Below are 743 nucleotides of genomic sequence, written 5' to 3'. Positions count from 1 at the left end.
AGAATCGCTTCTTCTAAACCCTCTATTTCTTCCATCGAAGGGTACAAATCATTTTGCTCATTAATTTCTGCCATGATAATTTGTTTTGCGGCTTAATAGCCTTGTTATTAAATTGATTAAATGTTATTTAGTGAGAATCAGGATGCCATCATATCGCCCGAAAAGATGTCATAGTCCATACTATCGGGGTCTAAGTTTTGGATTTTGCCAACTGGCTCATCGTCATCATCTGAACTACCAATCGGTTCATCGCTCATTGCATAATCATTGGCTGCATTGCCAATCGGGTCGTCACTCATCGAATAGTCCGATGCTGCACCTGATACCGAAGCCTGAATTTCACGCTCGATGTCAATGTCGGCTGCCGGGAGTGCTTGTGTGATTGGGTTTAAGGCACGTAGTCCGTCCATTTCATCCACATCGCTGTAATCTTCATCACCGATAATGCCCTCTAATCCTTGAAGGATTGTTTTACCTGTGGCTTTCTTGATAATGGATTCAACACCTGCGCCTGCTGCACCGACCAAACCCAGCTTCACATACTCGTTTTTGGTAAACTGCGTACCTACCAAACCGCCCATAGTAACGGCTGCCGGAACGATGTAAGTTTTCATTTCGTTGCCCAACAAACCGCTAACGGTCTGGCTTTTTTCCAACTTCTTTAAAGCGTACTTGCCAACTGCAAACCCTGCTACGGCAGCAATGGGCTTGCCTATGTTGTTGGTAGCTTTCATAAAGTCAAT

At 44.3% G+C, this 743-nt stretch carries 1 protein-coding gene; it reads right to left on the bottom strand.

From position 1 onward, the window contains the following. Positions 1-137 precede the first annotated feature (137 nt). On the bottom strand, positions 138-743 hold a 606-nt coding region (locus OM075_RS25260; protein ID WP_301193339.1), incomplete at its 5' end, for a hypothetical protein.

This window comes from Plebeiibacterium sediminum (assembly GCF_026013605.1).
Lineage (GTDB): Bacteria > Bacteroidota > Bacteroidia > Bacteroidales > Marinilabiliaceae > Saccharicrinis > Saccharicrinis sediminus.
The sequence above is the reverse complement of the archived record's forward strand: the minus strand, read 5'-3'. Positions and strand labels throughout refer to the sequence as shown.